Origin of the sequence: Nocardiopsis exhalans (assembly GCF_024134545.1) — a bacterium.
Classification (GTDB): Bacteria; Actinomycetota; Actinomycetes; order Streptosporangiales; family Streptosporangiaceae; genus Nocardiopsis; species Nocardiopsis exhalans.
Genome location: NZ_CP099837.1, coordinates 6,205,029 through 6,228,223 on the forward strand (window position 1 = coordinate 6,205,029; position 23,195 = coordinate 6,228,223).

The window sequence follows — 23,195 nt, forward strand, 5'->3', positions numbered from 1 at the left end:
AAGTGAGGTACACAACAACACGGACCGACGAACCCCGTCAATCCCCGACACTTCGCTGTTATCCCCTTGTAACAGCCACGATGGCCTGGCGTCGCCCGAAAGCCCGTTGGTGAACCGGTTCTGTACCGGCGTGCGGACCCAGGGTGCTCAGACCGTCAGAGGGCCGGTACTCCCCCGGGGCCGCAGCTCCCCCGCCAAGGTCTCCTCGCTCTCGACCTGCTGCCCCGAGAGGACCGCGTTCAGCATCGACGCCACCCGGCGCCCGTGGGACACCACGTCACGGCTGACCGCGGTGAGCGAGGGACGCACCATCTGACAGAGCGCGGAGTCGTCCCAGGCCACGATCGACAGCTGGGAGGGCACCTCGATGCCCATCTCCGCCGCGACTCCGAGCCCGGCCAGCGCCATCAGGTCGTTGTCGTAGACCAGAGCCGTGGGCGGCTCTGCCTCGGCGAGCAGACGCCTGGTCGTACGGCTCCCCGCCTCCCCCGTGTAGTCGGCGTGGACCGTGCGCGACTGGAGCAGCCCGGACCGTTCGGCCGCCTGGCGGAAGGCCTCCGTACGGCTGTGGGTGTGCACGAACTCCTCGGGTCCGGCCACCCGCACGATCCGCCGGTGCCCCATCGCGGCGAGGTAGTGCACCACTTCGCGCATCGGCACCCCGTCGTCCGTGTACAGGCACGGAAGTCCGCCAGCGCCCTCCGGCCCGCCCAGGAGCACGGCGGGCAGCGGCAGGACCCCCATCGCCTCGGGGCGGGGGTCGGATACCCGCAGGTCCACCATGACCACCCCGTCCACCCGGCGCTCGGCGGCCCAGCGGCGGTAGACCGCCAGCTCCGCCTCGACGTCCTCGGCGACCTGGAGCATCAGGTCGACCCCCTGGGCGGACAGCTCGGTCTCGACCCCCGAGACCAGCTGCATGAAGAAAGGTTCGATGCCCAGCGAGCGCGCCGGGCGGTCGACGACCATGCCGATCGCGCCCACCCGCCCGCCGGGGGCGAGTGCGCGGGCGGGGTTGCTCGGCGCCCAGCCCAGGTCGTTCGCGATGGTCAGGATGCGCTCGCGAGTGGATTCCGAGACGCCGGGGCGGCCGTTGAGGGCGTAGGAAACCGCCCCCTTGGACACCCCGGCCGCCTTGGCGATGTCCATGATCGTCGGGCGCCGCATCAAAGACCCCAAGCCGTCTCCCAGTAATTAAAGACTGAACCGGTTCAGTCACCGGGAGTGGATTGTAACCCACTGGCTTTGGCCCGAGCTCACGGCTTTCGCCGGGCACGGCAAACGAGTCGGGTACGTCCAACCCCGGTGTCCCGGTTCAGCGTGTCGGGCGCTGGCAGCCGGGGCACCAGTACAGGGTGCGCCCGGACAGCTCCGCGGCCGAGACCGGCGAGGAGCACACCCGGCAGGGATCGCCGGTGCGGTAGCAGACGTAGAGGGTGTCCGGCCGGGGCACCGGACGGGCTTCGGGGTCGGGGCGGTCCTCGGGGCGGGTGGTGATGATGTAGCCGTCCCGCACCCCGTCCTGGAGCAGCCCGGTGAGGTCGGCCCACAGGGCGTCCCACCGCTCCCGGGTGAGTTCGCGGCCCGGGGTCATCGGGTCGAGACCGGCCCGGAAGAGGGATTCGGCGCGGTAGATGTTGCCGATGCCCGCGATCACGTCCTGGCGCATCAGGAGCACCGCGAGGCTGCTGCGCGAGCGGCTCACCGTCCGCCAGGCCCGCTCCGGATCGGCGTCGGCACGCAGCGGGTCGGGGCCCAGCCGGTCCTGGACCGCGCGTTTGTCCTCCTCGGTGATGACCTCGCATGCGGAAGCGCCGCGCAGGTCGGCCCAGCCCGAGGAGTTGACCAGGCGCACGCGGACGGCTCCCACCGGGTCGGGCGGCAGGACGAAACCGTCGGGGTCGCGCCGCAGGTCGAGGCGGTCGGCACCCTCGGTGCGGGGTGCGCCCAGGTGGCGTTCGCCGTCGGCGTCCCCGAAGGACCAGGCCCCGTACAGGCCCAGGTGGACGCGGAGCCACTCGCCGGAGTCGAAGCCGAGGAACAGGTGCTTGCCGTGGGCCTCGCTCTCGACCAGGACCCGCCCGTCGATCCGGGCCGCGCCCTCGGCGAAGCGCCCCTGGGGGCTCCAGGCCCGTACTGCGCCGCCCCCGAAGGTCTTGTCGAAGTGCGCCGCCAACCGGTGCAGTGTGTGGCCCTCAGGCACCCGTGTCCCCTTCTGTGGGCATGTGTCCTCAGCGCATCCAGGATAGGGCGCGCCCGGGACCCGACCGACTGGGTTTCGAAGACCGGGCTCCGGTGACGGTTCGGCCCCGGGGCGGGCTCAGCAGGCGGAGAGGATCTCCTCCACGAGCGCCTTGGGGTCTGCCAGGCAACGCCAGGCGGGGACCACCACCACGAGGTCCTCGGTGGCCTGGTTGAGGGCGTCGCCCCTGGTCAGCAGGCGGCGCAGAGCGGGGCCGTCCGGTTCGCGGTCGAGCAGCAGCACCACGCGCCGGGCGCCGTAGCTGACCACAAGGTCCGCGGTCCACCCGTTGATCCGCCGGCCCGCGTCCACGTTGGTCCCGGCCTCGCGCAGGGCCTCCGCCAGGGCGACGCTCGCCGGGTCCGTCCCGGCGCGGGTGCACGCGGCGAGCAGGTCGCCGAGCGGGTCGTCCCCGCCGGACCAGTGGGCCCGGTCCCCCACCACCACGAGGCGCCCGCGGGTCCGGGTGAGGACCGCCGACCACAGGTGTGTCATCCGGCGTACCCGACGCTCCGCGATGGCCGGGGCCCCGGCGGCGAGCATCGCGGAGAGCACGGTGACGTCGGCGGCGTCGGTGTCGGAGGCCAGTATCTCCGGGCCGCCGATCCGGACCCGGCGGCGCAGGTGGCGCTGGCGCAGCAGTCGGCGCAACAGGGCCACCTGGGGCTGCATCGGGGCGATGACCGCGAGCTCGTGGCCCTCGGGCAGTTCCTGGTCGAGTTCGCCCACGACGACCGCCGCCCGGTAGGCCTCGTCGCGGTTGATGTAGGAGGAGCCGGGCGCGGCCTCGCACTCCCCGCCGACGTCGCGCCATTCGAAGGCGGGCGGGTCGGCGGGCCGGGGTCGGGTCAGCACCCCGAGCCGCCCGCCGTAGCAGTGCCGGGAGGCGGTCTCGGCCAGGTCCTCGGGCGCGCCGTCGTGCTCGTCCAGCCAGAGCATGGGCGGGGCGGCCGCCTGCGCCGCCCGCAGCGCCGAACCCGAGCCGTGCCGCAGCGCGCGGGTGTCCAGATGTTCCGCGGCCAGTCCGGCGGTGGCCAGGGCCCGGCGCTCCTCCTCGGGTTCCAGGACGGTGCCCGGACCGGGGTGGGCGGGGTCGCCCGCCACCACCGCGCGACCGGCCCGGTAGAGCACCGGCAGCAGTTCACTGACCCGCGTCTGCTCGGCGCCCACCACGATGACCAGGTCGTACAGCCCGCCCTGCGGCGGCAGGGCACGGGCCTGGTCGGTACGGCACACCCACACGGGCAGGGTGTCCAGGAGGCCCGCCAGCCCGGGCCAGCCGCCGCCGTGGTGCCAGTTGAGCGTCTCGACACGGTTCTCGATGGCGGCGCGGCCGCGCCACAGGCGGGGTTCGGTGACCGCGGTCAGGCAGGCGGCGCTGGCTCTGCGGTGGGCGGCCAGGGCGTCGGCGAGCTCGGTGGTGAGTTCGTTGAGCGGGGCGCACCGGGTGCGGCGGTCCACTCCCTCGCGCCAGTCGCTCTCCAGCCGGGCGACGGAGCAGAGCTGCTTCAGTCCTTCGGGATCGGTGGCCACCCCCAGTTCGCGGCGGATCGCGGCCCGGTGCTGGAAGCCGCCGAGCCCGCCCGCGGCGGCGCGTTCGGCGCGGTGCAGCCAGTACTCGGGGCCGCCCTGTTCGGGGGTGAAGAGGCTGTCGGGCGCCCAGCCGCGGGCGATGCTGCGACCGCGTTCCTCAGCCAGGTGGGCCAGGACGTGGCCGCCCGAGGCCATCGTGTCCATGGCGGACCAGACCTGGCGGACCCGGTTCCAGGCCGCGATCAGCTCGGTGCGATGGCAGGTTCCCCCCTTACCGGCGGGTGAGGAGCTCCCGGCGGGCAGGGCACCGCCCGGCTGGGCCAGGAGCCGGGTGAGCAGGCGTAGTTCGGCGGCACGCTGGCCGGGTCCGCCCGCCCGGACGACGGGGTGTCCCGGGGCGATGTCGGCCCTGGCCAGGACGGCGTCCAGATCGGCCTCGGTACGGCCGCACACCAGGACCCGCTGGCCGCTGGCCACAGCGGTGCGGATGAGGGCGTCGACGAGGTCGTGGATGCCGCTGCCGGGCGGGGTGGCGACCACGGTGAGCTGTTCGCGCATGGCGGCGTACAGGACCTCGTACTGGGCCTGGCTGAGGGCGGTGGTGGAGACGGGCACCGGCGCGGGGCTGGGGTCCGGGGTCAGGGCCGCGCGCCGCTGGGCCCGGGCGCTGCGGCGCATGATGCCCCGGCCGGTCTGGGGTTCGGCGGGTCCGGCGCCCGTGCCGCCCGGGGTTGCGCGGTGGGCGGCGTTGCCGAGCAGGGACTCCAGAGCGGTACCGGCTATGGCGTCGGGGTCGAGGCCGTCCCGGCCCGTGGGGTCGAGGTCGGCCAGGATCCCCTCGGTGCTGCCGGGGTCGGGGTCCTCGGCGCCGCCGGTACTGCCGGGGCCACCGGGGCCACCGGGGCCGGCCCGGAAGAGCACGGCGGTGTTGTGCGCCCCGGTGGTGACCAGGTGGGGCTGGCCCCGGGTACCGAGCGGGGCGATGTCGTCGACCCGTTCGATCTCCAACCGGGTGAGCAGGGTGCGCACCTTGGCGGCGAGGTCGGCGATGGCGGCGGGCCGGTGGACGGTGTCGGGGGCGCCGGTGCGCAGGCGGGTACGCAGCTCGAAGAGGTCTTCGGGGTCGGTGATGCCGAGCCGGGCCAGCAGCGCGGTGTTGACGTCGGGTCGGCCCACGGCACGAACCAACGGGGTGTCACCGCCGGGGCGGCCGTCACCGCCCGCCGCCTCGGCGGGCGAACCCGTGTCGTCCACCACATGCACGTCCACGGTGAGCAGCGGCAGGGCCACCCGGTCCTCTCCCTCGCCGAGAACCACCAGGGGGTAGCCGTAGCGCAGCGCCTGTCCGTGGCGTCCGGCCAGGCGCAGCACCCGGGCGGTCTCCGGGTGCAGGGGGAGGGTGTCCCGGGCCCCGCTGAACAGCAGTTCGGGGCCGGCCGGCAGGCAGGCACAGGTGTCGGAGCCCAGGTGCTCGGCGCGCACCACGTGGGTGTGCACGGCCTCGCGGCGCAGGCAGGCGCGCAGGTAGGCCAGGAAGGAGCGGACCTCTCCCCGGTCCACCGGGGGCTTCCAGCGCAGGGAGGCGGCGGCGAACCCGGCCGCCAGCCCCGACCGCTCCGCCACCAGACCGACCGGGGACGGATAGGGCCCGGTGCCACCGATCTCCTCGCCGTCCTGTAATGACCTCACGACGCCCCCTGACCACCTGATCTTTTGTGATCAGACGATTACTCCCTGCTATCAAGGTCCATTGTGGTGCATTTTTCACCCGCCCGCCCTGGGAACGCCGAAACCCGTCGCCACTTTCACGATGTGTGACGACGGGCCGGGGTTGAGAGGACAGGGGCTGGCGGACCGGGGTCAGTCCTCGCGGCCGCCGACCACCCCGCGCAGCCACACGGCGATCAGCTCCACCATCATGACCACCCCGAAGACCATCAGGGTGATGAGGGTGACCACCCCGAACTCCAGAACCCGGGCGGCGTTGAGCAGCTCGTAGCCGATACCGCCCGCGCCCACGATGCCGAGGATGGTCGCCGAGCGGATGTTGACGTCCAGCTGGTACATGCTGTGACCGACGAAGGAGGGCAGCGCCTGCGGCAGCGTCGCACCGAAGAACACCTGGACCCGGCTGGCGCCGGTGGCCTGGAGCGCTCGTTCGGGGCCGGGGTCGACCTCCTCCACCGAGTCGGCGACCAGCTTTCCGAGCAGGCCGACGACACCGATGGCCAGGGCGAGGGTGCCCGCCACCGGGCCGAGCCCGATCATCACCACGAAGATGATCGCCAGGACGAGTTCGGGGATGCTGCGGACGAACACGATGAACATCCGGCAGAGCTGGCCGACCCGGTGGTGGGGGGCCACGTTGCGCGCGGCGAGCACGCCCACCGGCAGCGCCAGCACCATACCGAGCAGGGTGGCGGCGAAGGCGATCTGCACGGTGACGATCAGACCCGCGACGAGCCGTTCGCCGATCCCGCCGGTCTCCGGCGGCCAGAACATCGCCAGGACGCCCAGCGGGCCGCGGTTGGAGTCGATGAAGCCGTTGAAGTCCAGCACCGCGTAGCCGGCCGAACCGCCCAGCACCGCGAGGGTGACCAGTACGTAGAAGGTCCGGCGGATCCGCTCCGCGGTCCAGGGCGGGCTGATCCGGCCGGTGGCCAGCGCGGCGGCCGAGGCGGCGCGCGGGTCCACCGAGGTGCGCCGGGCGGCGGCCGCCTTCGCACCGGAGTCGTCACCGGAGCCGGGGCTGGCAGCGGTGCCGGCGCGTGCACGCATCCGCGCCACCAGACCGCTGAGCCCACTCACCCGCTGCTCGGTGTGCGGCAGCAGGGCGCGTCGCACCGCGACGGACAGCAGCTCGATCCCCACGCACAGCAGCAGCACGATGAGCGCCAGGGCCATGCCCCGCTGGTAGTCGAGGCGGCCCAGAGCGTGCGCCAGGTCCTGCCCGATCCCGGCCACGCCGACGAACCCGAGGATCACCGAGATCCGCAGGTTGATGTCGAGCCGGTGCATGGCGGTGGCCACGAAGGCGGGCAGCACCTGGGGCAGCACCCCGCCGGTGAGCTCCTGGAGGCGGCCTGCGCCCGCGGCCCGCAGCGCCTGGCGCGGGCCCTCGTCGATCTGCTCGATGGCGTCGGCGTAGAGCTTGCCGACCATGCCGACCGAGTGCAGGCCCATGGCCAGGACACCGGTGACGGCGCCGAAGCCGAAGAGCCGGAAGAACAGGATGGCCAGGACGACGTCGGGGATGGCGCGGGCGACCACGATCAGGGACCGGGAGATCAGCCGCGCGGGCCTTCCGGGGGCGGTGTTGCCCGCCGCCCAGATCGCCAGCGGGATGCTCAGCGCCACGGACAGCAGGGTCGCGGCGATGACGATGGCCAGGGTGGTGGCCAGCGGCCCGGCCAGTTCACCGAAGCCGGGGAAGTCCAGCGGCAGGGTCCGGGAGAGGAAGTCGGCGGCGTTGTCCACGCTGGAGACCAGGGTGGCGACGTTGATCCGCAGGTCGATGATCGACCACACGCCCACCCCGATCAGGGCGAGCGCGGTGAGCAGGGCGGCGACCCCGCTCGGCCGGGGCAGCGGGAGCGTGCGCGGCCGTTCGGCGGGGTCACCCGGGCTCCCGGGTCCGGCGGGGGCCGCGGGCGGTGGGGGTTCGGCGGGGGCGGGTGACGTGGCGGTGGGTTCGGTCATCATGTGCGTTTCCCCGTCAACCGACCGTCACGGGGTCGGCGGAACCGACCCGGGCGTAGATGGCCATCGCCTCGTCGCGGTCCAGCTCGGTGACCGGGCTGTCCATGACCACCTGTCCGGTACGCAGGCCGACGATCCGGTCGCCCCAGGACAGCGCCAGGTCCACCTGGTGCAGGCTGCACAGCACGGTGAGCTTCTCCTCGGCGGCGACCTCGCGGATCAGCTCCATGACCTGGTGCGCCGACTCGGGGTCCAGGGAGGCGACCGGCTCGTCGGCCAGGAGCACCTCGGGACGCTGGAGCATGGCCCGGGCGATGGCGACCCGCTGCTGCTGACCGCCGGAGAGGGTGTCCGCCCGCTGGAAGGCGCGGTCGGCCAGGCCGACCCGGTCGAGCTGGGCCAGGGCCTCCTCGCGGATCGCCCGCGGGTACGTGGGCAGCCCCAGGCGCGGCCCGCGCACGCGGCCCAGCGCTCCGGTGCACACGTTCTCCAGCACGGTCAGCGAGCCCACCAGGTGGAACTGCTGGAAGACGAAGCCGATCCGGCGGCGCAGCGCGCGCAGCTCGCCACCGCGGGCGGCGGGCACGTCCACGCCCAGGACCTCGACCCCGCCGCTGGTCGGCATCTGGAGGCCGTCGACGTGGCGGAGCAGGGTGGACTTGCCCGATCCGGACAGGCCCAGCAGGACGAGCACTTCGCCGGTGTGGGCGGTCACCGACACCTCGTCCAGGGCGACGGTGTCACCGAAGCGTTTGGTCACGTTCTCGAAACGGACGGCGGGCACGGGCCCGGGCCGGGAAGGGGATGCGGCGTCCACGCGGCTCCTCGAGGTGGGATCGGACAGTTCGGGGCGGAGGGCGGGGCGGGGGCGAAGGGCTGGGGGCGCCCAGGCCGGTGGGCGCCCCCGGAGACTGCTGAGGGTGGTCAGCTGTCGGAGCACTGCGCGGCCTGGGTGGCCTCGCAGACGACGTCGAGCGCGTCGTAGAAGTCGTCCGGAACTGCTTCCCAACCCCAGATCCGCTCGTCGGTGAGGTCGCAGTCGCCCTCTTCGCAGTAGCCGTTGGCGACGAGGTAGTCCTGGTTGCCCTTCTCCCGCAGGGCCGCCATCACCGTGTCGAAGAGCTCCTGGTCGAGGCCGTCGTAGACGGTGATCGGCGAGCTGGTGATGGTCTCGGACTCCCAGACCACGCGCAGGTCGCCCTCCTCGATGGAGCCGTTGTCGACGAGGGTCTCGTCCACCATCGAGTCGAAGGCGAAGCCCGCCTCGCACTCGCCCGCGGCGGTCGCGATGGCCGAGGCGTCGTGGCCGCCCGCGAAGGTCTCGTCCCAGTCGCCCTCCTCGACCCCGGCCTCCAGGAGCCCGGCCAGCGGGTACAGGTAGCCGGAGGCGGAGTTCGGGTCGACGAAGCACAGGTGCTTGCCGGCGAAGTCCTCGATGCTCTCGATGTCGGAGTCGGCCGGGACGACGCCGTAGGAGACGTAGCCCGGGGGCTCGTCCTTCTCCTGGATCATGGCTCCGGCGACGGTGATCTCCGAGCCGGTGTTCTTGGCGATGTAGTAGGAGAAGGGCCCGTACTGGGCGATGTGGATCTGACCGCTGCGCTGGCCCTCGATGACGGCCGCGTAGTCGGTGGCGGTCTGGAACTCCACGTCCAGGCCGGTCTCGTCCTTGAGCATCTCGATGACCGGCTCGTAGCTGTTCTCCAGCCCGGTGGCCTCCTCGGCGGGGACCGCGCCGATGATCAGGGTGTCGGGGGTGATCCCCTCCCCGCCGGCCGAGGCGTCGGCCTCGGCGGTCTCGTCGGCACTGGGCCCGCAGGCGGCCAGGAGGGCGAGTGCTGAGGCCGCGGCGGCGAAGGCGCCCGCGCGACGGCCGAATCTGGTCTGCATGGTTCGGGGGACTCCTCAACATCATCCGCCCAAGGCGGACGTCTCGGTCATCGGGACGTCTCCCACTGTGCAGACCCGCGGCTGTCGGGAACCTACGGCAAGGTGACCAGGCACCGAACAGAGCACGGCGGCTTGGTGCGCGCTCGGCTGGGAGCGTGACCGGGCAGTCATCGAGGAGTCACTACAGCGTGACTCACTGTGTCTCATGGGTGCTGTGTGCCCCACGAGAAGTGTGTGACAGGAGTGCCTTGTGACCAGGAACGGCCCTGTTGTCAGGATCGGCCCTCGCGGACGCGCAGCGCGATCCACAGTTCGGTGCGGTGGTCGGGGTCGTCCAGGTCCCCGGGCAGTAGTTCGCGGATCCGCCGCATCCGGTAGCGCAGGGTGTGCCGGTGCACGCCCAGTTGCTCGGCGGCGGCGTCCCATCGGCCCGACGCGGCGAGGTAGGCGCGCAGCGAGGCGAGGAGTTCGGGGGCGGCGCGCTGTTCGTCGATCGGGGCGAGCAGGTCGTCGGCCAGCCGCGCCCCGGCGGGGTTGTCCAGGAGGCCGAGCAGCCCGCCCGGCAGCTGGTCGAAGCGCTGGAGGGCCTCGTCCTGCTCCGCGGCGGCCGCCATGGCGCGTTCGGCCTGGGAGCGGGCCGCGGCCAGGTCCGGGTAGCCGCCCGGGGAGCTCAGGCCGACGGGACCGAGCAACACCTCGCCGAACACGCTCTCCTCGGTGCTCGCCGCGGCGAGCAGCACCGTGCGCCCGTCGTGCCGGGCCACCAGGACCCCCTCGGGCAGGGGCGTGTCCGGGTCCGCCCGCTCGGCCACGGCCACCACCACGGGCTCGGCGGGCAGAACCGCCCGCAGGTCGGCCGCACCCGGGTGCAGGGGATCGAGAGCGCCGTCGAGCAGGGCCGAGAGCACCCCCGAGCGGAATTTGGAGCCGCGGCCCGGGGCGGAGCGTTCGAGTTCGAGGGAGAGCAGGGAGACCGCGGCGTTGACCAGGGTGCGGTCGTCGGAACCGGAGACCCGCACCCCGCCCACGGCCAGGTAGCCGCGGGCCCTGCCGCCCGTGGTCAGCGGCTGGACCGAGACCCGGTCTCCGGCGGAGGCGACCGAGACGCTGGCTCGCGGACCCGCGCCGCGCAGCCGGGCGAGTTCGGCGGCCAGCCGGGGTGCGCGGGCCGCGGCGCCCGCGGGGGCGGCGTGCCAGGGCGTGCCGTCCGGGGACAGCAGCAGGACCCATCCGCCGAGTTCGCGGGCGAGCCGGTCCACCACCGCGGAAGCGCCGGTGAGCGCGGCGCGGGTGAGCTCGCGCTGGGCGGTGAAGGCGCGGGTCAGCCCCTCGTACTCCTCCTTGGCGAGCAGCCGGGAGACCTCCTTGCCCACCGCCATGAACGGCGTCTGGCGACCGACCTCGACCAGCGCGACGCCGAACTCCTCGGCGGCCGCGCGCAGCTCCTCGGGGGTGTCGTCGAAGTTGACCGCGACGCCGAAGCCGATCCCGGCGACGTCGCGTTCGGCCAGGCGGCGCACGTAGGCGCGCAGGTCGGGGAGGCGGTCCACCCACCGGACCCCGGTGGTGAGCACCAGCTCTCCCCCGGCCAGGTAGGGGGTGGGGTCGCCGAGTTCGCTGACCGCGACCCACTCCACCGGCCGGTGAGTGCGGTCCTGCCCGGTGAGCAGTCGCAGGCGCAGGCTCGGCGTGCGCAGCAGGGCCCCCAGTGTCGGTGGCATCGGCGTTCCCCCGTAGTCCCCTGTAGCTTTCCCCGCCCTCTCCGCGCCCTGACGCAATGGCACAGGACACTCACTTGATTATCCACTGTGTCCATGGGTGTCCGGTTCGGCGCGGCTTAGTGTCTTGCGAGTCCGCACACCGCACCACCACGCCCACAAGGAGGCAGCCGCATGGCCGCGACCGAGGTCGTCCAGTCCCGCCGGATCGTCACCGAGATCCCCGGCCCCAAGTCCCGCGCGATCCAGAAGCGCCGTTCCTCCGCCGTCGCCCAGGGCGTGGGCAGTGTGCTGCCCGTGTACGTGGAGCGCGCGGGCGGCGGCATCGTCGAGGACATCGACGGCAACTCCCTGATCGACTTCGGTTCCGGCATCGCCGTGACCAACGTCGGCAACGCCGACCCCCGCGTGGTCGAGCGCGCCGCCGAGCAGCTGGCCCGCTTCACCCACACCTGCTTCATGGTCAACCCGTACGAGGCGTACGTGGACGTGTGCGAGGCGCTCAACCGCGTCACCCCGGGCGACCACGAGAAGCGCTCCATCCTGCTGAACTCGGGTGCGGAGGCGGTCGAGAACGCCGTCAAGATCGCCCGCAGCGCCACCGGGCGCCAGGCCGTCGTGGTGTTCGACCACGCCTACCACGGCCGCACCAACCTCACCATGGGCCTGACCGCGAAGAACATGCCCTACAAGCACGGCTTCGGACCGTTCGCGGGCGAGATCCACCGCATGCCCATGGCCTACGCCTACCGCTGGCCGACCGGTCCGGACAACTGCGGACCCGAGGCGGCGGCCGCGGCGATCGACCAGATCGTCAAGCAGGTCGGCACCGAGAACGTGGCCGCCATGGTCATCGAGCCCATCCAGGGCGAGGGCGGCTTCATCGAGCCCGCCCCCGGCTTCCTGCCCGCGCTGGTGGAGTTCTGCCGCGCCAACGGGATCGTGTTCGTCGCCGACGAGGTGCAGACCGGCTTCGCGCGCACCGGTGACATGTTCGCCTGTGACCACGAGGGCATCGTGCCGGACCTGATCACCACCGCCAAGGGCATCGCGGGCGGTCTGCCGCTGGCCGCGGTGACCGGCCGCGCCGAGCTCATGGACGCCGTGCACGGTGGCGGTCTGGGCGGCACCTACGGCGGCAACCCGGCCGCCTGCGCCGCCGCGCTGGCCGCGCTGGAGGCGATCGAGTCCGACGACCTGACCGGCCGCGCCCGCGAGATCGGCGAGCTCATGCTGGACCGCCTGAACGCCTTCGCCGACAAGTTCGACGTGGTCGGCGACGTGCGCGGCCGCGGCGCGATGGTCGCGATCGAGCTGGTCAAGGACGGTAAGGAGCCCAACCCGGAGGCCGTGGCCCAGGTGCTGAAGCACTGCCACGCGCGCGGCCTGATCCTGCTCAGCGCGGGCACCTACGGCAACGTGATCCGGATGCTCCCGCCACTGGTCATCGGTGACGAACTGCTCCGTGAGGGACTGGACATCCTCGAGGAGGCCCTGGCCGGGCTGTAGTCCCCCGGCCGGGAGTAGCCGCGCCGGTCGGCACCTGGCCCCCGGCGGCGTCCTAGCCCACAGGACGCCGCCGGGTTTTCTCGTTCGCCCGCCGAAGTCAGGGGCAAAGCCGCGCGCGTCAGCGCGTCCGTTGAGGGTGGTGGCGGGCGACGGGCGGGCGGAGGCCCAAGACAAACACAGCTCTAGCGGGTTCCCCAGGCGTAGGTCTGTTTGCGAAGCTTGAGGTAGAGGAAGGTCTCGGTGCTCTCCACGGTGTCCACCGCCCGGATCGCGGCGAGGATGTCCAGCAGGCGGGCGTCGTCCTCGGCTACCACCTCGACCATGAGGTCGAAGGAGCCCGCGGTGATCACCACGTACTCCACCCCGTCGAGTTCGGAGACGGCGTCGGCGGCGGCGTTGAGGTCGCCGTTGGTACGCACGCCGATCATCGCCTGCCGGTTGAAGCCCAGAGTCATGGGATCGGTGACGCCCACCACCTGGACCAGCCCTGACTCCAGCAGGCGCTGGACGCGCTGGCGCACGGCGGCTTCGGACAGGCCGACGATCTTTCCGATGGCCGCGTAGGACAGGCGCCCGTCCTCCTGGAGGACCTCGATGATGCGCTTGGCCGTGTCGTCCAGCACCACCCCGTTGACCCTCCTGGTGGGTCCGGGGTCGAGCGGTTCGGTCACAGGGTCCTCCACCTGTATGAATCAGGAATCCATTGTCGCGCCCATTTTTTACAATGGATTCCAAAGTAACGTACCGGCGTGACAACCAGGTATCGAACAGGAAAGGCTTATTGCTGATCCCGGACCGAGTCCAGTGACAGCAGGGCCACGTGCAGTGACAGACACGTCTCCACCGACTCCAGGTCGGCGTCGAGCACGTTGGAGATCCGGCGCAGGCGTTCGTAGAAAGCGGGCCTGGACAAGTGCGCCCGGCTCGCGGCCAGCGCCTTGTTGCGCCCCGCGCCGAGGTAGTGGCGCAGCATGTCGGCCAGGTCCCCGCCGTGCCGGGCGTCGTGGTCCAGCAGCGGGCCCAGCTCGCGCTCCACGTAGGTCTGCAGGCGCTCGTCGTCGCGGAACAGGTGCAGCAGCCCGCGCAGGTGCAGGTCGGGCAGCCGGTAGAAGGGGCGCCGGTCGCTCTGCTTGATCGCCACGTCGCCCACCTGGCGGGCCTCGAGGAAGGAACGGCGCACCTCGCGCACGCCCTCGGCAGCCGAGCCCACCGCCAGCACGGCCGCGTCCCCGACGGCGCCCCGCACCCGGTCCGCGAGCAGGTGCAGCGTGGCGTCCAGGCGCTTGCGGTCCGGCAGGGCCAGCAGGATGCCCACCCGCAGGTCGTCCAGGGACCCCACCAGGGCGGGCAGGCGCAGCTCCCGACAGGCCCGGGCGGCGCCCTCGGCGGTGTCGGAGAGCCGCGCCTGGGCGGCCAGCCCGGTCCCGCTCTCGCGCAGTCTCAGGACCAGCCCGACCAGTTCGCGCCCGTTCAGGGGCACCCCGACCGCGCGCGCCCGGACCAGCGCCTCCTCGGGGTCGGAGTAGGCGCGGTCGATGATGCCCGCGATGATCGTGCGGTGGGTCTGGCGCTCCAGGCTCTCCTGGTGGCGCTCCAACAGACGGCCCAGGGCCAGGGTGGTGGCGGCGCGCTCGATGAGCATGGTCTGGCGGGCGCTGGGGGCGGCCCCGGTGATGAGGATCAGCCGCCCCCAGTCCTGGCCCCGGGCGCCGACCGTGGTGACCAGCCAGCCGGTGGCGGGCGCGTGCACGGTCCGGGTGCCGGTGCGGATCGACCGTGAGCGGCTCTCCCAGGAGGTCAGCAGGGTGCCGGGGTCCTCGCCGTTGAGGTCGCAGGCCAGGACCTGGTGGGTGAGGTTCTCCAGGACGACCGGGCAGCCGGAGAGTTGGGCGACCTCGTGCAGGATCTGCCCGGCGTCGGCCCCCTCCACGGACAGCTGGGTGAAGACCGAGTGGAGCTTCTCGGAGTCGCGCAGCTCCTCCAGCTGCTCGTTGACCACTCGGATGTGCACGGCCTCGGTGATCTCCACGAAGCGCGCCTCGCGGTCGAGCAGGATGACCGGGATCCTCGCGTCGCGGGCGGCGTCGAGGAAGGCCTTGGGGAGTTCGGCGTGGTACTTGCGGCCGAGCTCGACCGCGATCCCGCTGACCCCGGCATCGGCGATGTCGTCGATGTAGCGGCGCAGGGCCTCGGGGTCGTCGGGCATGGCGATACCGGTGCTGAGCACGAGTTCACCGCCGCGCAGCAGGTGGGCGAGGTCGGTGACCTCGGCGATGTGCACCCAGCGCACGGCCACGTCGAGGTACTCGGAACCGGCCACCACGCGGGGCCGGGCCTTCTGGAGGGCGGGGAGCTGGAGGACCTCGGCAAGGGTGGGAAGCACAACCGCCAGTCTAGGACGTTCTGTCAGGCAGAGGGGCATTTTTCTTTACAGAGTGCGCGTACAGCCGGGCCTGTGAACAGTGGTTCCCCGACTCGACGCATGCTTTACATGTTGTAAATCCACCCAGCATGTTGTCAACATGGTGATCCTGGCCAAGCCCGCGGGCGCTGGGGAGACTGGGGGCATGTCGGAACTTCTCGCCCGCCACCGCGCGGTCATGCCCTCCTGGTTGCCCCTGTACTACGAGTCCCCGCTGGAGATCGTCGGCGGTAAGGGCGCCCGTGTCACGGACGCCGACGGCAACACCTACCTGGACTTCTTCACCGGCATCGTGACCAACATGCTCGGCTACGACGTCGCCGAGGTGCGCGAGGCGGTGGAGCGCCAGATCGCCAAGGGGGTCGTGCACACCTCCACGCTGTACCTCATCCGCTCCCAGGTGGAGCTGGCCGAGAAGATCGCGCGGCTGTCCGGCATCCCCGACGCCAAGGTGTTCTTCACCAACTCCGGCACCGAGGCCAACGAGACCGCCCTGCTGCTGGCCACCTACGCCCGCGGCAGCGACGAGGTGCTGGCCGTACGCGGCAGCTACCACGGCCGCTCCTTCGGCACCGTCGCGGTGACCGGCAACAAGGCGTGGAAGAACTCCTCGCTCTCCCCGCTCAACGTGCACTACCTGCACGGCACCGACCACGCCTCCCCCGCGTTCCGCGGCCTGACCGAGCAGGAGTACATCGACGTCTGCGTCGCCGACCTGCGCGAGGTCCTGGACACCACGGCGCCCAACGTGGCCTGCCTGATCGCCGAACCGGTCCAGGGGGTGGGCGGGTTCGCGATGCCGCCGGACGGGCTGTACGCCGCCTACAAGGAGGTCCTCGACGAACACGGCATCCTGTTCGTCTCTGACGAGGTGCAGACCGGCTGGGGCCGGACCGGGACCAGCTTCTTCGGGATCGGCAACCACGGGGTCACCCCGGACGCCATGACCTTCGCCAAGGGGCTGGGCAACGGCTTCGCGGTGGGCGGTGTGGTGGCCCGCGGCGACCTGATGGACGGCCTCAAGGCGCTGGGCGTGGCCACCTTCGGCGGCAACCCGGTGTCCATGGCCGCGGCCGGAGCCACCCTCGACTACGTGCTGGAGCACGACCTCCAGGGCAACGCGCTGCGCCAGGGCGCCACCGTCACCGAGGGCCTGCGGGCGCTGCGCGAACTGGACTGCGTGAAGGACGTGCGCGGCAAGGGCCTGATGTTCGCGATCGAGATGGTCGACCCGGCCACGGGAGAGCCGTCGTCACCGCTGGCCGGGAAGGCGCTGGAGGCCACCCGCGAGCGCGGGCTGCTGGTGGGCAAGGGCGGCGTGCACGGCAACGTGCTGCGCATGGCCCCGCCGCTGACCCTGTCCTCGGAGGAGGCCGCCGAGGGCCGCGACATCCTGCTGGACGCCGTGCGCGCCGTCGCCGACCAGGGCTGAGGGTCACCCCAGGGGAAGGCGGGCGGCACGAAACCGCCTGCTGCCGAGGTCCCCCGATTTCCGCTCAAGCCCCTGTGCCGGCGGCCCGCCGGTACCGGTCCGTCGCCTGTGGACAACCCGGCCTGTGGACAACCCCGGCACGAAGAAGAGGAAGCACAAGCATGAACAAGCACGTCACCCACTGGATCGGCGGCGGTGCCCACGACGGGCCCACCGAGCGGACCGGGGACATCTACAACCCGGCCTCCGGGCAGGTCACCGGGACGGTGGACTTCGCCGGCCCGAAGGAGGTCGGTGCCGCGGTGGCCGCCGCCAAGGAGGCCTTCCCCGGCTGGCGGGACACCTCGCTGTCCAGGCGCGTGCAGACGCTGTTCCGGTTCCGTGAGCTGCTGCGCGCCAACAGCGACCGGTTGGCCGCGATCGTCAGCTCCGAGCACGGCAAGGTCTTCTCCGACGCCCAGGGCGAGGTGGCCCGGGGCCTGGAGGTCGTGGACTTCGCCTGCGGCATCCCCCACCTGCTCAAGGGCGGCTACTCCGAGAACGTGTCCACCGGCGTGGACTCCTACTCGATCCTGCAGCCGATCGGTGTGGTCAGCGGCATCACGCCGTTCAACTTCCCGGCGATGGTCCCGATGTGGATGTTCCCGGTGGCGATCGCCTGCGGAAACACGTTCCTGCTCAAGCCCAGCGAGAAGGACCCGTCCGCGGCTGTGCTCCTGGCCGAGCTGTGGGCCGAGGCCGGGCTGCCCGACGGCGTGTTCAACGTGGTGCACGGGGACAAGGCCGCGGTGGACGCGATCCTGGAGCACCCGGACGTGGCCGCGGTGAGCTTCGTGGGCTCCACGCCGATCGCCCAGTACATCTACCGGACCGCCGCCGAGCACGGCAAGCGCGTGCAGGCGCTGGGCGGCGCCAAGAACCACATGGTGGTCCTGCCCGACGCCGACCTGGACCTGGCGGCGGACTCCGCGGTCTCGGCCGGGTTCGGCTCGGCGGGTGAGCGCTGCATGGCCATCTCCGCGGTGGCGGTGGTGGACTCGGTCGCCGACGACCTGCTGGAACGGATCCGCGAGCGCGTCTCGCGACTGCGGGTGGGCCCCGGGGACGACGACCGCAGCGAGATGGGTCCGCTGGTCACCCGCGAGCACCGCGACAAGGTCGCCTCGTACCTGGAGTCGGGGGTGCGCGAGGGGGCGACCCTGGCGATCGACGGCCGGGTGCACCCGGTGCTCGGCGGCGCCTCGGACGGCTTCTGGCTGGGCCCCTCGGTCCTGGACCACGTGGGCCCGCGGATGTCCTGCTACCGGGAGGAGATCTTCGGTCCGGTGCTGAGCGTGGTCCGAGTGGGCGACTACGACGAGGCCGTCAAGCTCATCAACGACAACCCGTACGGCAACGGGACGGCGATCTTCACCAACGACGGCGGCGCGGCCCGGCGCTTCCAGAACGAGATCGAGGTGGGCATGGTGGGCATCAACGTGCCCATCCCGGTACCGATGGCCTACTACTCCTTCGGCGGATGGAAGCAGTCACTGTTCGGTGACTCGCACGCGCACGGCACGGAGGGGGTGCACTTCTACACCCGCACGAAGGCGGTCACCGCCCGCTGGACCGACCCGGGCAAACGGCCCGAGGGCGGCGTGGACCTGGGCTTCCCCACCAACGGCTAGCCGGAGTTAACCGAAATAACGGACGGATGTCTCTCACTGACGGTCTACGGCGGGCAACACGGAGTATCGTTGTTGCACGAAGCCCCTGACCGAGTGTGGCCGAGGGCCACGTGTGTCACGAGAGACCATCCTGGATAGACGCGCTCATTTCCCCTCCTCCCCATGGAAGCGGGCGCGTCAACGGAAGCGCTCCGGGTCCGAATGACTCCCCTGGACCCGGAGCGCGACCGTCTCCGGCGGCCTCCGCGGCCGCACGGGATCAGCTGCATCAGCTGGCTCGGCTAACGTGCCGCGATCAGCGGCCCACCCGCGGAGACCGGCTGGTGGCCGATGATCCCCGCGCACTCGTCACATCCGTACGCGTGACTGCCGTCCGGAAGCTCGCCCAGAACCCGGCGGGGCCGGGGCCACTTGGCGTGGCAGACGACGCAGGCATCCCCCATGCACTGCGCTCCGCTCAGCCGGCTCGGGTCGTAGACGTAGTTCTCGGATGTGGCGTCAGGCTTCGTGTCTGGTTCGCACATCGTGCTCGTTCCGCGCAATGTCCTTGCTCCCCCCGTGGTTTAGGACAGTCTGGCGGGCCGATAGTTACCGGCTCTTTATTGAATCAGAAGCTCTCGGCGCCTGGAAGGGTCCGGACCAATCTAAATCACTCCGTGCAGGGAAATCATAACCCTAAGTGACGAACCCTGGGAAGGCCCCAGCTCAGGGTTGGTTTTTCATACGAAGCGCCGGATATGCACAGACCCTCCAGGCGCCGGACTTTAGCCCTCCGAGCGCGGGGAGACCTCGAAACGGCGCAGCGACAGAGCCGGGTTGGTGACACGCACCGCATCCACACGCGCGGCCGAAACCTCTGCGGCGGCGACCTCGAAGGTCTGCTCCCCCAGGGACGCGAGGGCGGTGCCCATCGGGTCGACGATCATGCTGTTACCCGCACCCGTGGGCGCCGACTGCCCCGAAGCGGCCACGTAGACCGTGTTCTCGATGGCGCGCGCCCGGGCCAGCGTGCGCCAGTGGTCCTCCTTCAGCGGGCCGGGCACCCACTGGGCGGCCAGCAGCACCACGTGCGCCCCGGCCCCGGCGATCCGCCGGGTCACCTCCGGGAAGCGCAGGTCGTAACAGGTCTGGAGGCCGAAGACCACGTCGTCGACGGTGAAGGTCTCCGGGGCGTCGATCGGCCCGGGCGCGACCACGTCCGACTCCTTGACCCCGAAGGCGTCGTAGAGGTGGATCTTGCGGTAGAGCGCGACCCTCTTACCTTGGGGACAGAGCGCGACCAGAGTGTTGGTGAAGTGGGTGGCGCCCTCGCCCTCGGACTCGTTGACCCCCAGCACCAGGTACACGCCCTCGCGGCGGGCGGTCTCCGCGGCGTCGGCCAGGAAGGGGCCGTCCAGGGGCTCGGCGGCCGCCACGTAGCGCTGATCGGTGCGCGAGGCGGTGAACATCGTGTACTCGGGCAGCAGGACGACCTTCGCTCCCAGGGCGGCGGCCCGGGCGGTCAGCTCCGCCACCGAACGCTGGTTCTCGGCCTTGTCCTGCCCCGGCGCGAACTGGGCGACCGCGACCTGCACCATCGAAATTTCCCCCTCATGGCCTGAGGGCCGGCCCGGCGGGCAGCCCCGAACGTGCCCCGAGTGTACGCCCGGGGCACAGCGCCCCCTTGCCAGGGGACTAAACAAGCGTTTAACGTATTGAACATGAGTTCAAGGAAGAAGGTTCCTCCCGACGAGGACCTCACCGCACGCGCCCGCATCCGGGACGCCGCCGTCGAGTGCTTCGGCGAGAAGGGCTTCGGAGTCACGGTGCGCGTGATCGCGGACCGGGCCTCGGTGTCCCCGGGGCTGGTCATCCACCACTTCGGCAGCAAGGCCAAGCTCAGGCAGACCTGCGACGAGTACGTCAGGCAGGTCATCTACGAGGCCAAGAAGGAGTCGCTGAGCCACCCCGGCGCCGACGGGATGGTCCGCTCCCTCAGGGCGGCCGACCAGTACTCCGGTCTCCTGGCCTACCTCTTCCGAGCCATGCAGGAAGGCGGGGAACTCAGCCGGCACCTGTACGAGGCGATGGTCGCCGACGTGCAGAGCTACCTGGACGTCGGCGTACGCGAGGGCACCATCCGCCCCAGCCGCGACCCGGCCAAGCGGGCACGCTGGCTGGCCGCCAACGGATTCGGGTCGCTCCTGGTCCTCGTCACGATGCAGCAGGACCAAGAGAACCCCGACTTCGGCCAGGTGCTGCACGAGTGGGAGCAGCAGTACATACTCCCGGCCCTGGAGGTGTACACCGAGGGGCTGTTCGCGGACCGCACCATGCTCGACGCCTACCTGGTCTACGTCAGCGATCCGCCCGAGGAGGAGCGCTGATCCCCGCGAAGAGCAGTAGATCCCCACCAGAGCAGGAGTTACCCATCCATGACCACCCACGCCATCGAAGTCCGCGGACTCGACAAGTACTTCGGCGCCTTCAAGGCCCTCGACGGCCTCGACCTCACCGTGGAAACCGGCCAGGTAGCCGGTTTCCTGGGCCCCAACGGGTCCGGAAAGTCCACCACCATCCGGGTCCTGCTCGGCCTGCTCAAGGCCGACGGGGGCACCGCGCGCGTACTCGGCGGCGACCCCTGGAAGGACGCCGTCGCCCTGCACCGTCGCCTGGCCTACGTGCCCGGTGACGTCGCCCTGTGGCCCAACCTGACCGGTGGCCAGGCCATCGACCTGCTCGGACGCCTCCACGGCACGGTCAACCCCAGCCGGAGGAAGGAATTGCTGAACCGGTTCGAACTCGACCCCACCAAGAAGGCGCGCACCTACTCCAAGGGCAACCGGCAGAAGGTCGCACTCGTCGCCGCGCTGGCCTCCGACGCCGAGCTGCTCATCCTCGACGAGCCGACCTCCGGCCTCGACCCGCTGATGGAGTCGGTCTTCACCGAGTGCGTCCAGGAGGTCAAGGAGCAGGGGCGCTCCGTGCTGCTGTCCAGCCACATCCTCGCGGAGGTGGAAAAGCTCTGCGACACGGTGACCATCATCCGCAAGGGGGTGGCCGTGGAGTCGGGGACGCTGGACGAGATGCGGCACCTGACGCGTTCCACCGTCCGCGCCACCGTCGGCGGCGACGCGACCGTACTCGCCGGACAGGCGGGGGTGCACGGCCTCGCGGTGGACGGTGGCACCGTCACCTTCGAGGTCGACGACATCCACCTGGACCAGGCCGTGCGAACACTCTCCGGGCTCGGCCTGCGCTCACTCGTGAGCAACCCTCCCTCCTTGGAGGACCTGTTCATGCGGCACTACGGTGACGAGCTCGCCTCCCTCAACGGTGACCGGGACGGTGCGGCATGAGGAAGTTCACCGGGACCTGGGCCCTGATCCGGTTCATCCTGCGCCGTGACCGCATCCGGATGACGGTCTGGACGGTCGCACTGGGCGCGAGCATGTTCGCGATGATCCCGGCCATGGCCGACATGTTCCAGACCCCGGAACAGCTCCAGGCCCGGGCCATGGTCATGGAGACCCCGACGGGGATCGTCTTCGGCGGCCCCGGCTACGGCCTGGACGACTACACGCTCGGCGTCATGCTCGCCACCGAACTTCCGATGACCCTGCTGATCGCGCTCGCGGTCATGAGCATCCTGCACGTGGTACGGCACACCCGGGCGGAGGAGGAGAGTGGTCGCGCGGAACTGCTGCGCGCGAACGTGCTGGGCTCCAGCGCCCAGATGACGGCGGCACTGGCCACCAACGCCCTCGCCAACACCGTGATCGGCGCGTTGATGGCCCTGTCCCTGATCGCCAACGACCTGGCCGCGGCCGACTCGGTCGCCTTCGGTGCGGGTATGGCGCTGGCCGGGATCACGTTCGGCGCGATCACGGCGGTGTGCGCCCAGGTCTCGGAGCACTCCCGGGGTGCGAGCGGGCTGGCGTTCATGGCCGTGGGCGTGCTCTTCATGTTCCGGGTGGTCGGTGACATGGCCGAGCGCGGCGGTAGCGCACCGTCATGGTTCTCTCCGTGGGCATGGGCCCAGCAGACCCGGATGTTCGACGATCTGCGCTGGTGGCCGCTGGCCCTGTACCCGCTGGTCATCGCCGTACTGTTCGCAGCGGCGTTCGCCCTGGCCGGGCGCCGGGACCTCGGTGCCGGGCTGGTCGCCTCCCGCCCGGGGCCGGCCGAGGCGGGCCCCCTGCTCAACAGCGTGTTCGCGCTCAACCTGCGCCTGCAGCGAACCTCGATCATCGTGTGGACGGCGGCGATCTCCCTGTTCGCGCTGTCCTTCGGCACACTCATCTCCGAGATCGACGTGATGGTGGAGCAGAACCCCGAACTGATCGCGCGAATGGGTCTGGGGGCGCAGGACCTGTCGCACGGGTTCCTCGGCATGCTGGTGCTCTACGTCGTCATGACGGCTACCGCCTTCGCCGTGCTGTCCGTACTGCGGGCCAGGGCCGAGGAGAGTTCCGGCCGGGCCGAACTGACCCTGTCCGCGGCCGTGGGCCGGATCCGCTGGCTGGGAGCGGCGGTTCTGGTCAGCGCCCTGGCGGCGAGCACGATGACGGTCCTGGGCGGTTTGGCCATGGGTCTGGGGGCCGGGATCGCCACCGAGGACTACGGATGGGTGGGGACGGTGACCGGAGCCGCGGCCGCCCAGCTGCCGCTGGTCCTGCTGTTCATCGGCCTGACCGTGCTGTTCCTCGGGGTCGCGCCGCGACTGGTCGGCCTGGTCTGGGCCTGGTTCGGCTACGGCTTGGCGGTGACGGTGCTCGGCGTGATCGTGGGGATGCCCGACTGGATGCTCGACGTCAGCCCGTTCTCGCTCCTGCCCCAACTTCCGGTGGACGAATTCGGCCCGGTGCCCTTTCTCGCCGTCCTGGGCGCGGCGGCGGTCGCGGCCGCCGTCGGCCTGGTCGGGTTCCGCAACCGGGACCTGGCCACGGTCTGAAGCACCGCAGCGGTGCCCGCGGGCGGGTGCGAGCCGCACCGGCCCGAGGGCACCGCTCCGCCCCCCGCGTTCACCTCGAAGGGGGACCCCGTTCACCCTCCTCGGAGCTAGCCTTGGTCAGGATGTTTCGACGGCCGGAACCACCCG

Annotated in this window: 17 protein-coding genes; 6 read left to right on the forward strand and 11 right to left on the reverse strand. The window is 71.5% G+C overall.

Annotated features, from left to right (window positions below; genetic code table 11):
• Positions 1-147: 147 nt before the first annotated feature.
• The 7 genes from NE857_RS27475 to NE857_RS27505 all read right to left on the reverse strand — a co-directional run bounded on the left by NE857_RS27475 (position 148) and on the right by NE857_RS27505 (position 11,085).
• Positions 148-1,167, reverse strand: a complete 1,020-nt coding sequence (locus tag NE857_RS27475; protein ID WP_254418272.1) for a LacI family DNA-binding transcriptional regulator — start codon at positions 1,165-1,167, stop codon at positions 148-150.
• 148 nt (positions 1,168-1,315) lie between these two features.
• Complete coding sequence (locus NE857_RS27480) at positions 1,316-2,203, reverse strand: Fpg/Nei family DNA glycosylase (RefSeq protein WP_254418273.1); 888 nt, start codon at positions 2,201-2,203, stop codon at positions 1,316-1,318.
• Positions 2,204-2,320: 117 nt separating this feature from the next.
• On the reverse strand, positions 2,321-5,464 hold the full coding sequence (locus NE857_RS27485) for a DNA helicase (RefSeq protein WP_254418274.1): 3,144 nt from the start codon (positions 5,462-5,464) through the stop codon (positions 2,321-2,323).
• Between the two features lie 171 nt (positions 5,465-5,635).
• Positions 5,636-7,477, reverse strand: a complete 1,842-nt coding sequence (gene phnE, locus NE857_RS27490) for a phosphonate ABC transporter, permease protein PhnE (RefSeq protein ID WP_254418275.1) — start codon at positions 7,475-7,477, stop codon at positions 5,636-5,638.
• Positions 7,478-7,490: 13 nt separating this feature from the next.
• Positions 7,491-8,291 carry a phosphonate ABC transporter ATP-binding protein gene (phnC, locus tag NE857_RS27495; RefSeq protein WP_254418276.1) on the reverse strand — a complete coding sequence of 267 codons (801 nt, stop codon included), beginning with the start codon at positions 8,289-8,291 and terminating at the stop codon, positions 7,491-7,493.
• 107 nt (positions 8,292-8,398) lie between these two features.
• Positions 8,399-9,364 (reverse strand): phosphate/phosphite/phosphonate ABC transporter substrate-binding protein, encoded by a 966-nt coding sequence (locus NE857_RS27500; RefSeq protein ID WP_254418277.1) that lies wholly within the window; start codon positions 9,362-9,364, stop codon positions 8,399-8,401.
• Between the two features lie 272 nt (positions 9,365-9,636).
• Positions 9,637-11,085, reverse strand: a complete 1,449-nt coding sequence (locus NE857_RS27505) for a PucR family transcriptional regulator (RefSeq protein ID WP_254418278.1) — start codon at positions 11,083-11,085, stop codon at positions 9,637-9,639.
• A 171-nt stretch (positions 11,086-11,256) separates the two neighbouring features.
• Here NE857_RS27505 and gabT point away from each other — a divergent pair, with 171 nt between their 5' ends.
• Entirely contained in the window at positions 11,257-12,591 is a 1,335-nt protein-coding gene (gene gabT / locus NE857_RS27510; RefSeq protein ID WP_254418279.1) for a 4-aminobutyrate--2-oxoglutarate transaminase, read from the forward strand.
• A gap of 182 nt (positions 12,592-12,773) precedes the next feature.
• Here the strand turns inward: gabT and NE857_RS27515 are convergent, their stop codons facing one another.
• Together NE857_RS27515 and NE857_RS27520 are read right to left on the reverse strand one after the other, a co-directional pair.
• Positions 12,774-13,262, reverse strand: a complete 489-nt coding sequence (locus NE857_RS27515; protein ID WP_017581869.1) for an Lrp/AsnC family transcriptional regulator — start codon at positions 13,260-13,262, stop codon at positions 12,774-12,776.
• A 107-nt stretch (positions 13,263-13,369) separates the two neighbouring features.
• Positions 13,370-14,974: a PucR family transcriptional regulator gene (locus NE857_RS27520; protein WP_254418280.1), complete on the reverse strand. Its 1,605-nt coding sequence runs from the start codon at positions 14,972-14,974 to the stop codon at positions 13,370-13,372.
• A gap of 184 nt (positions 14,975-15,158) precedes the next feature.
• Between NE857_RS27520 and NE857_RS27525 the strand changes: the two genes are divergently transcribed.
• On the forward strand, positions 15,159-16,445 hold the full coding sequence (locus tag NE857_RS27525; protein ID WP_254418281.1) for an aspartate aminotransferase family protein: 1,287 nt from the start codon (positions 15,159-15,161) through the stop codon (positions 16,443-16,445).
• A gap of 161 nt (positions 16,446-16,606) precedes the next feature.
• Positions 16,607-18,115: a CoA-acylating methylmalonate-semialdehyde dehydrogenase gene (locus NE857_RS27530; protein WP_254418282.1), complete on the forward strand. Its 1,509-nt coding sequence runs from the start codon at positions 16,607-16,609 to the stop codon at positions 18,113-18,115.
• A gap of 281 nt (positions 18,116-18,396) precedes the next feature.
• Here the strand turns inward: NE857_RS27530 and NE857_RS27535 are convergent, their stop codons facing one another.
• Positions 18,397-18,639, reverse strand: a complete 243-nt coding sequence (locus tag NE857_RS27535) for a hypothetical protein (RefSeq protein WP_254418283.1) — start codon at positions 18,637-18,639, stop codon at positions 18,397-18,399.
• 240 nt (positions 18,640-18,879) lie between these two features.
• Entirely contained in the window at positions 18,880-19,692 is an 813-nt protein-coding gene (locus NE857_RS27540) for a carbon-nitrogen hydrolase family protein (protein ID WP_254418284.1), read from the reverse strand.
• A gap of 123 nt (positions 19,693-19,815) precedes the next feature.
• Here NE857_RS27540 and NE857_RS27545 point away from each other — a divergent pair, with 123 nt between their 5' ends.
• Genes NE857_RS27545 through NE857_RS27555 form a run of 3 tightly spaced genes read left to right on the forward strand, consistent with a single transcriptional unit; the run spans position 19,816 to position 23,048 of the window.
• The gene (locus NE857_RS27545; protein ID WP_254418285.1) at positions 19,816-20,481 is read left to right on the forward strand and encodes a TetR/AcrR family transcriptional regulator; all 666 of its coding nucleotides are present in this window, start codon (positions 19,816-19,818) and stop codon (positions 20,479-20,481) included.
• A 48-nt stretch (positions 20,482-20,529) separates the two neighbouring features.
• Positions 20,530-21,453 carry an ABC transporter ATP-binding protein gene (locus NE857_RS27550; protein WP_254418286.1) on the forward strand — a complete coding sequence of 308 codons (924 nt, stop codon included), beginning with the start codon at positions 20,530-20,532 and terminating at the stop codon, positions 21,451-21,453.
• Positions 21,450-23,048, forward strand: coding sequence for an ABC transporter permease (locus tag NE857_RS27555; RefSeq protein WP_254418287.1), 1,599 nt, complete (start codon positions 21,450-21,452; stop codon positions 23,046-23,048). The genes NE857_RS27550 and NE857_RS27555 overlap by 4 nt, the downstream gene beginning before the upstream one ends.
• The last annotated feature ends 147 nt before the right edge of the window (positions 23,049-23,195 follow it).

Bases quoted from the DNA above. Each gene is read 5' to 3' on its own strand.
- NE857_RS27545 (WP_254418285.1), top strand. From the start codon at position 19,816: ATGAGTTCAAGGAAGAAGGTTCCTCCCGACGAGGACCTCACCGCACGC.
- NE857_RS27540 (WP_254418284.1), bottom strand. From the start codon at position 19,692: ATGGTGCAGGTCGCGGTCGCCCAGTTCGCGCCGGGGCAGGACAAGGCC.
- NE857_RS27535 (WP_254418283.1), bottom strand. From the start codon at position 18,639: ATGTGCGAACCAGACACGAAGCCTGACGCCACATCCGAGAACTACGTC.
- NE857_RS27550 (WP_254418286.1), top strand. From the start codon at position 20,530: ATGACCACCCACGCCATCGAAGTCCGCGGACTCGACAAGTACTTCGGC.
- NE857_RS27525 (WP_254418281.1), top strand. From the start codon at position 15,159: ATGTCGGAACTTCTCGCCCGCCACCGCGCGGTCATGCCCTCCTGGTTG.
- NE857_RS27555 (WP_254418287.1), top strand. From the start codon at position 21,450: ATGAGGAAGTTCACCGGGACCTGGGCCCTGATCCGGTTCATCCTGCGC.
- NE857_RS27475 (WP_254418272.1), bottom strand. From the start codon at position 1,167: ATGCGGCGCCCGACGATCATGGACATCGCCAAGGCGGCCGGGGTGTCC.
- NE857_RS27530 (WP_254418282.1), top strand. From the start codon at position 16,607: ATGAACAAGCACGTCACCCACTGGATCGGCGGCGGTGCCCACGACGGG.
- NE857_RS27505 (WP_254418278.1), bottom strand. From the start codon at position 11,085: ATGCCACCGACACTGGGGGCCCTGCTGCGCACGCCGAGCCTGCGCCTG.
- phnE (WP_254418275.1), bottom strand. From the start codon at position 7,477: ATGATGACCGAACCCACCGCCACGTCACCCGCCCCCGCCGAACCCCCA.
- gabT (WP_254418279.1), top strand. From the start codon at position 11,257: ATGGCCGCGACCGAGGTCGTCCAGTCCCGCCGGATCGTCACCGAGATC.
- NE857_RS27500 (WP_254418277.1), bottom strand. From the start codon at position 9,364: ATGCAGACCAGATTCGGCCGTCGCGCGGGCGCCTTCGCCGCCGCGGCC.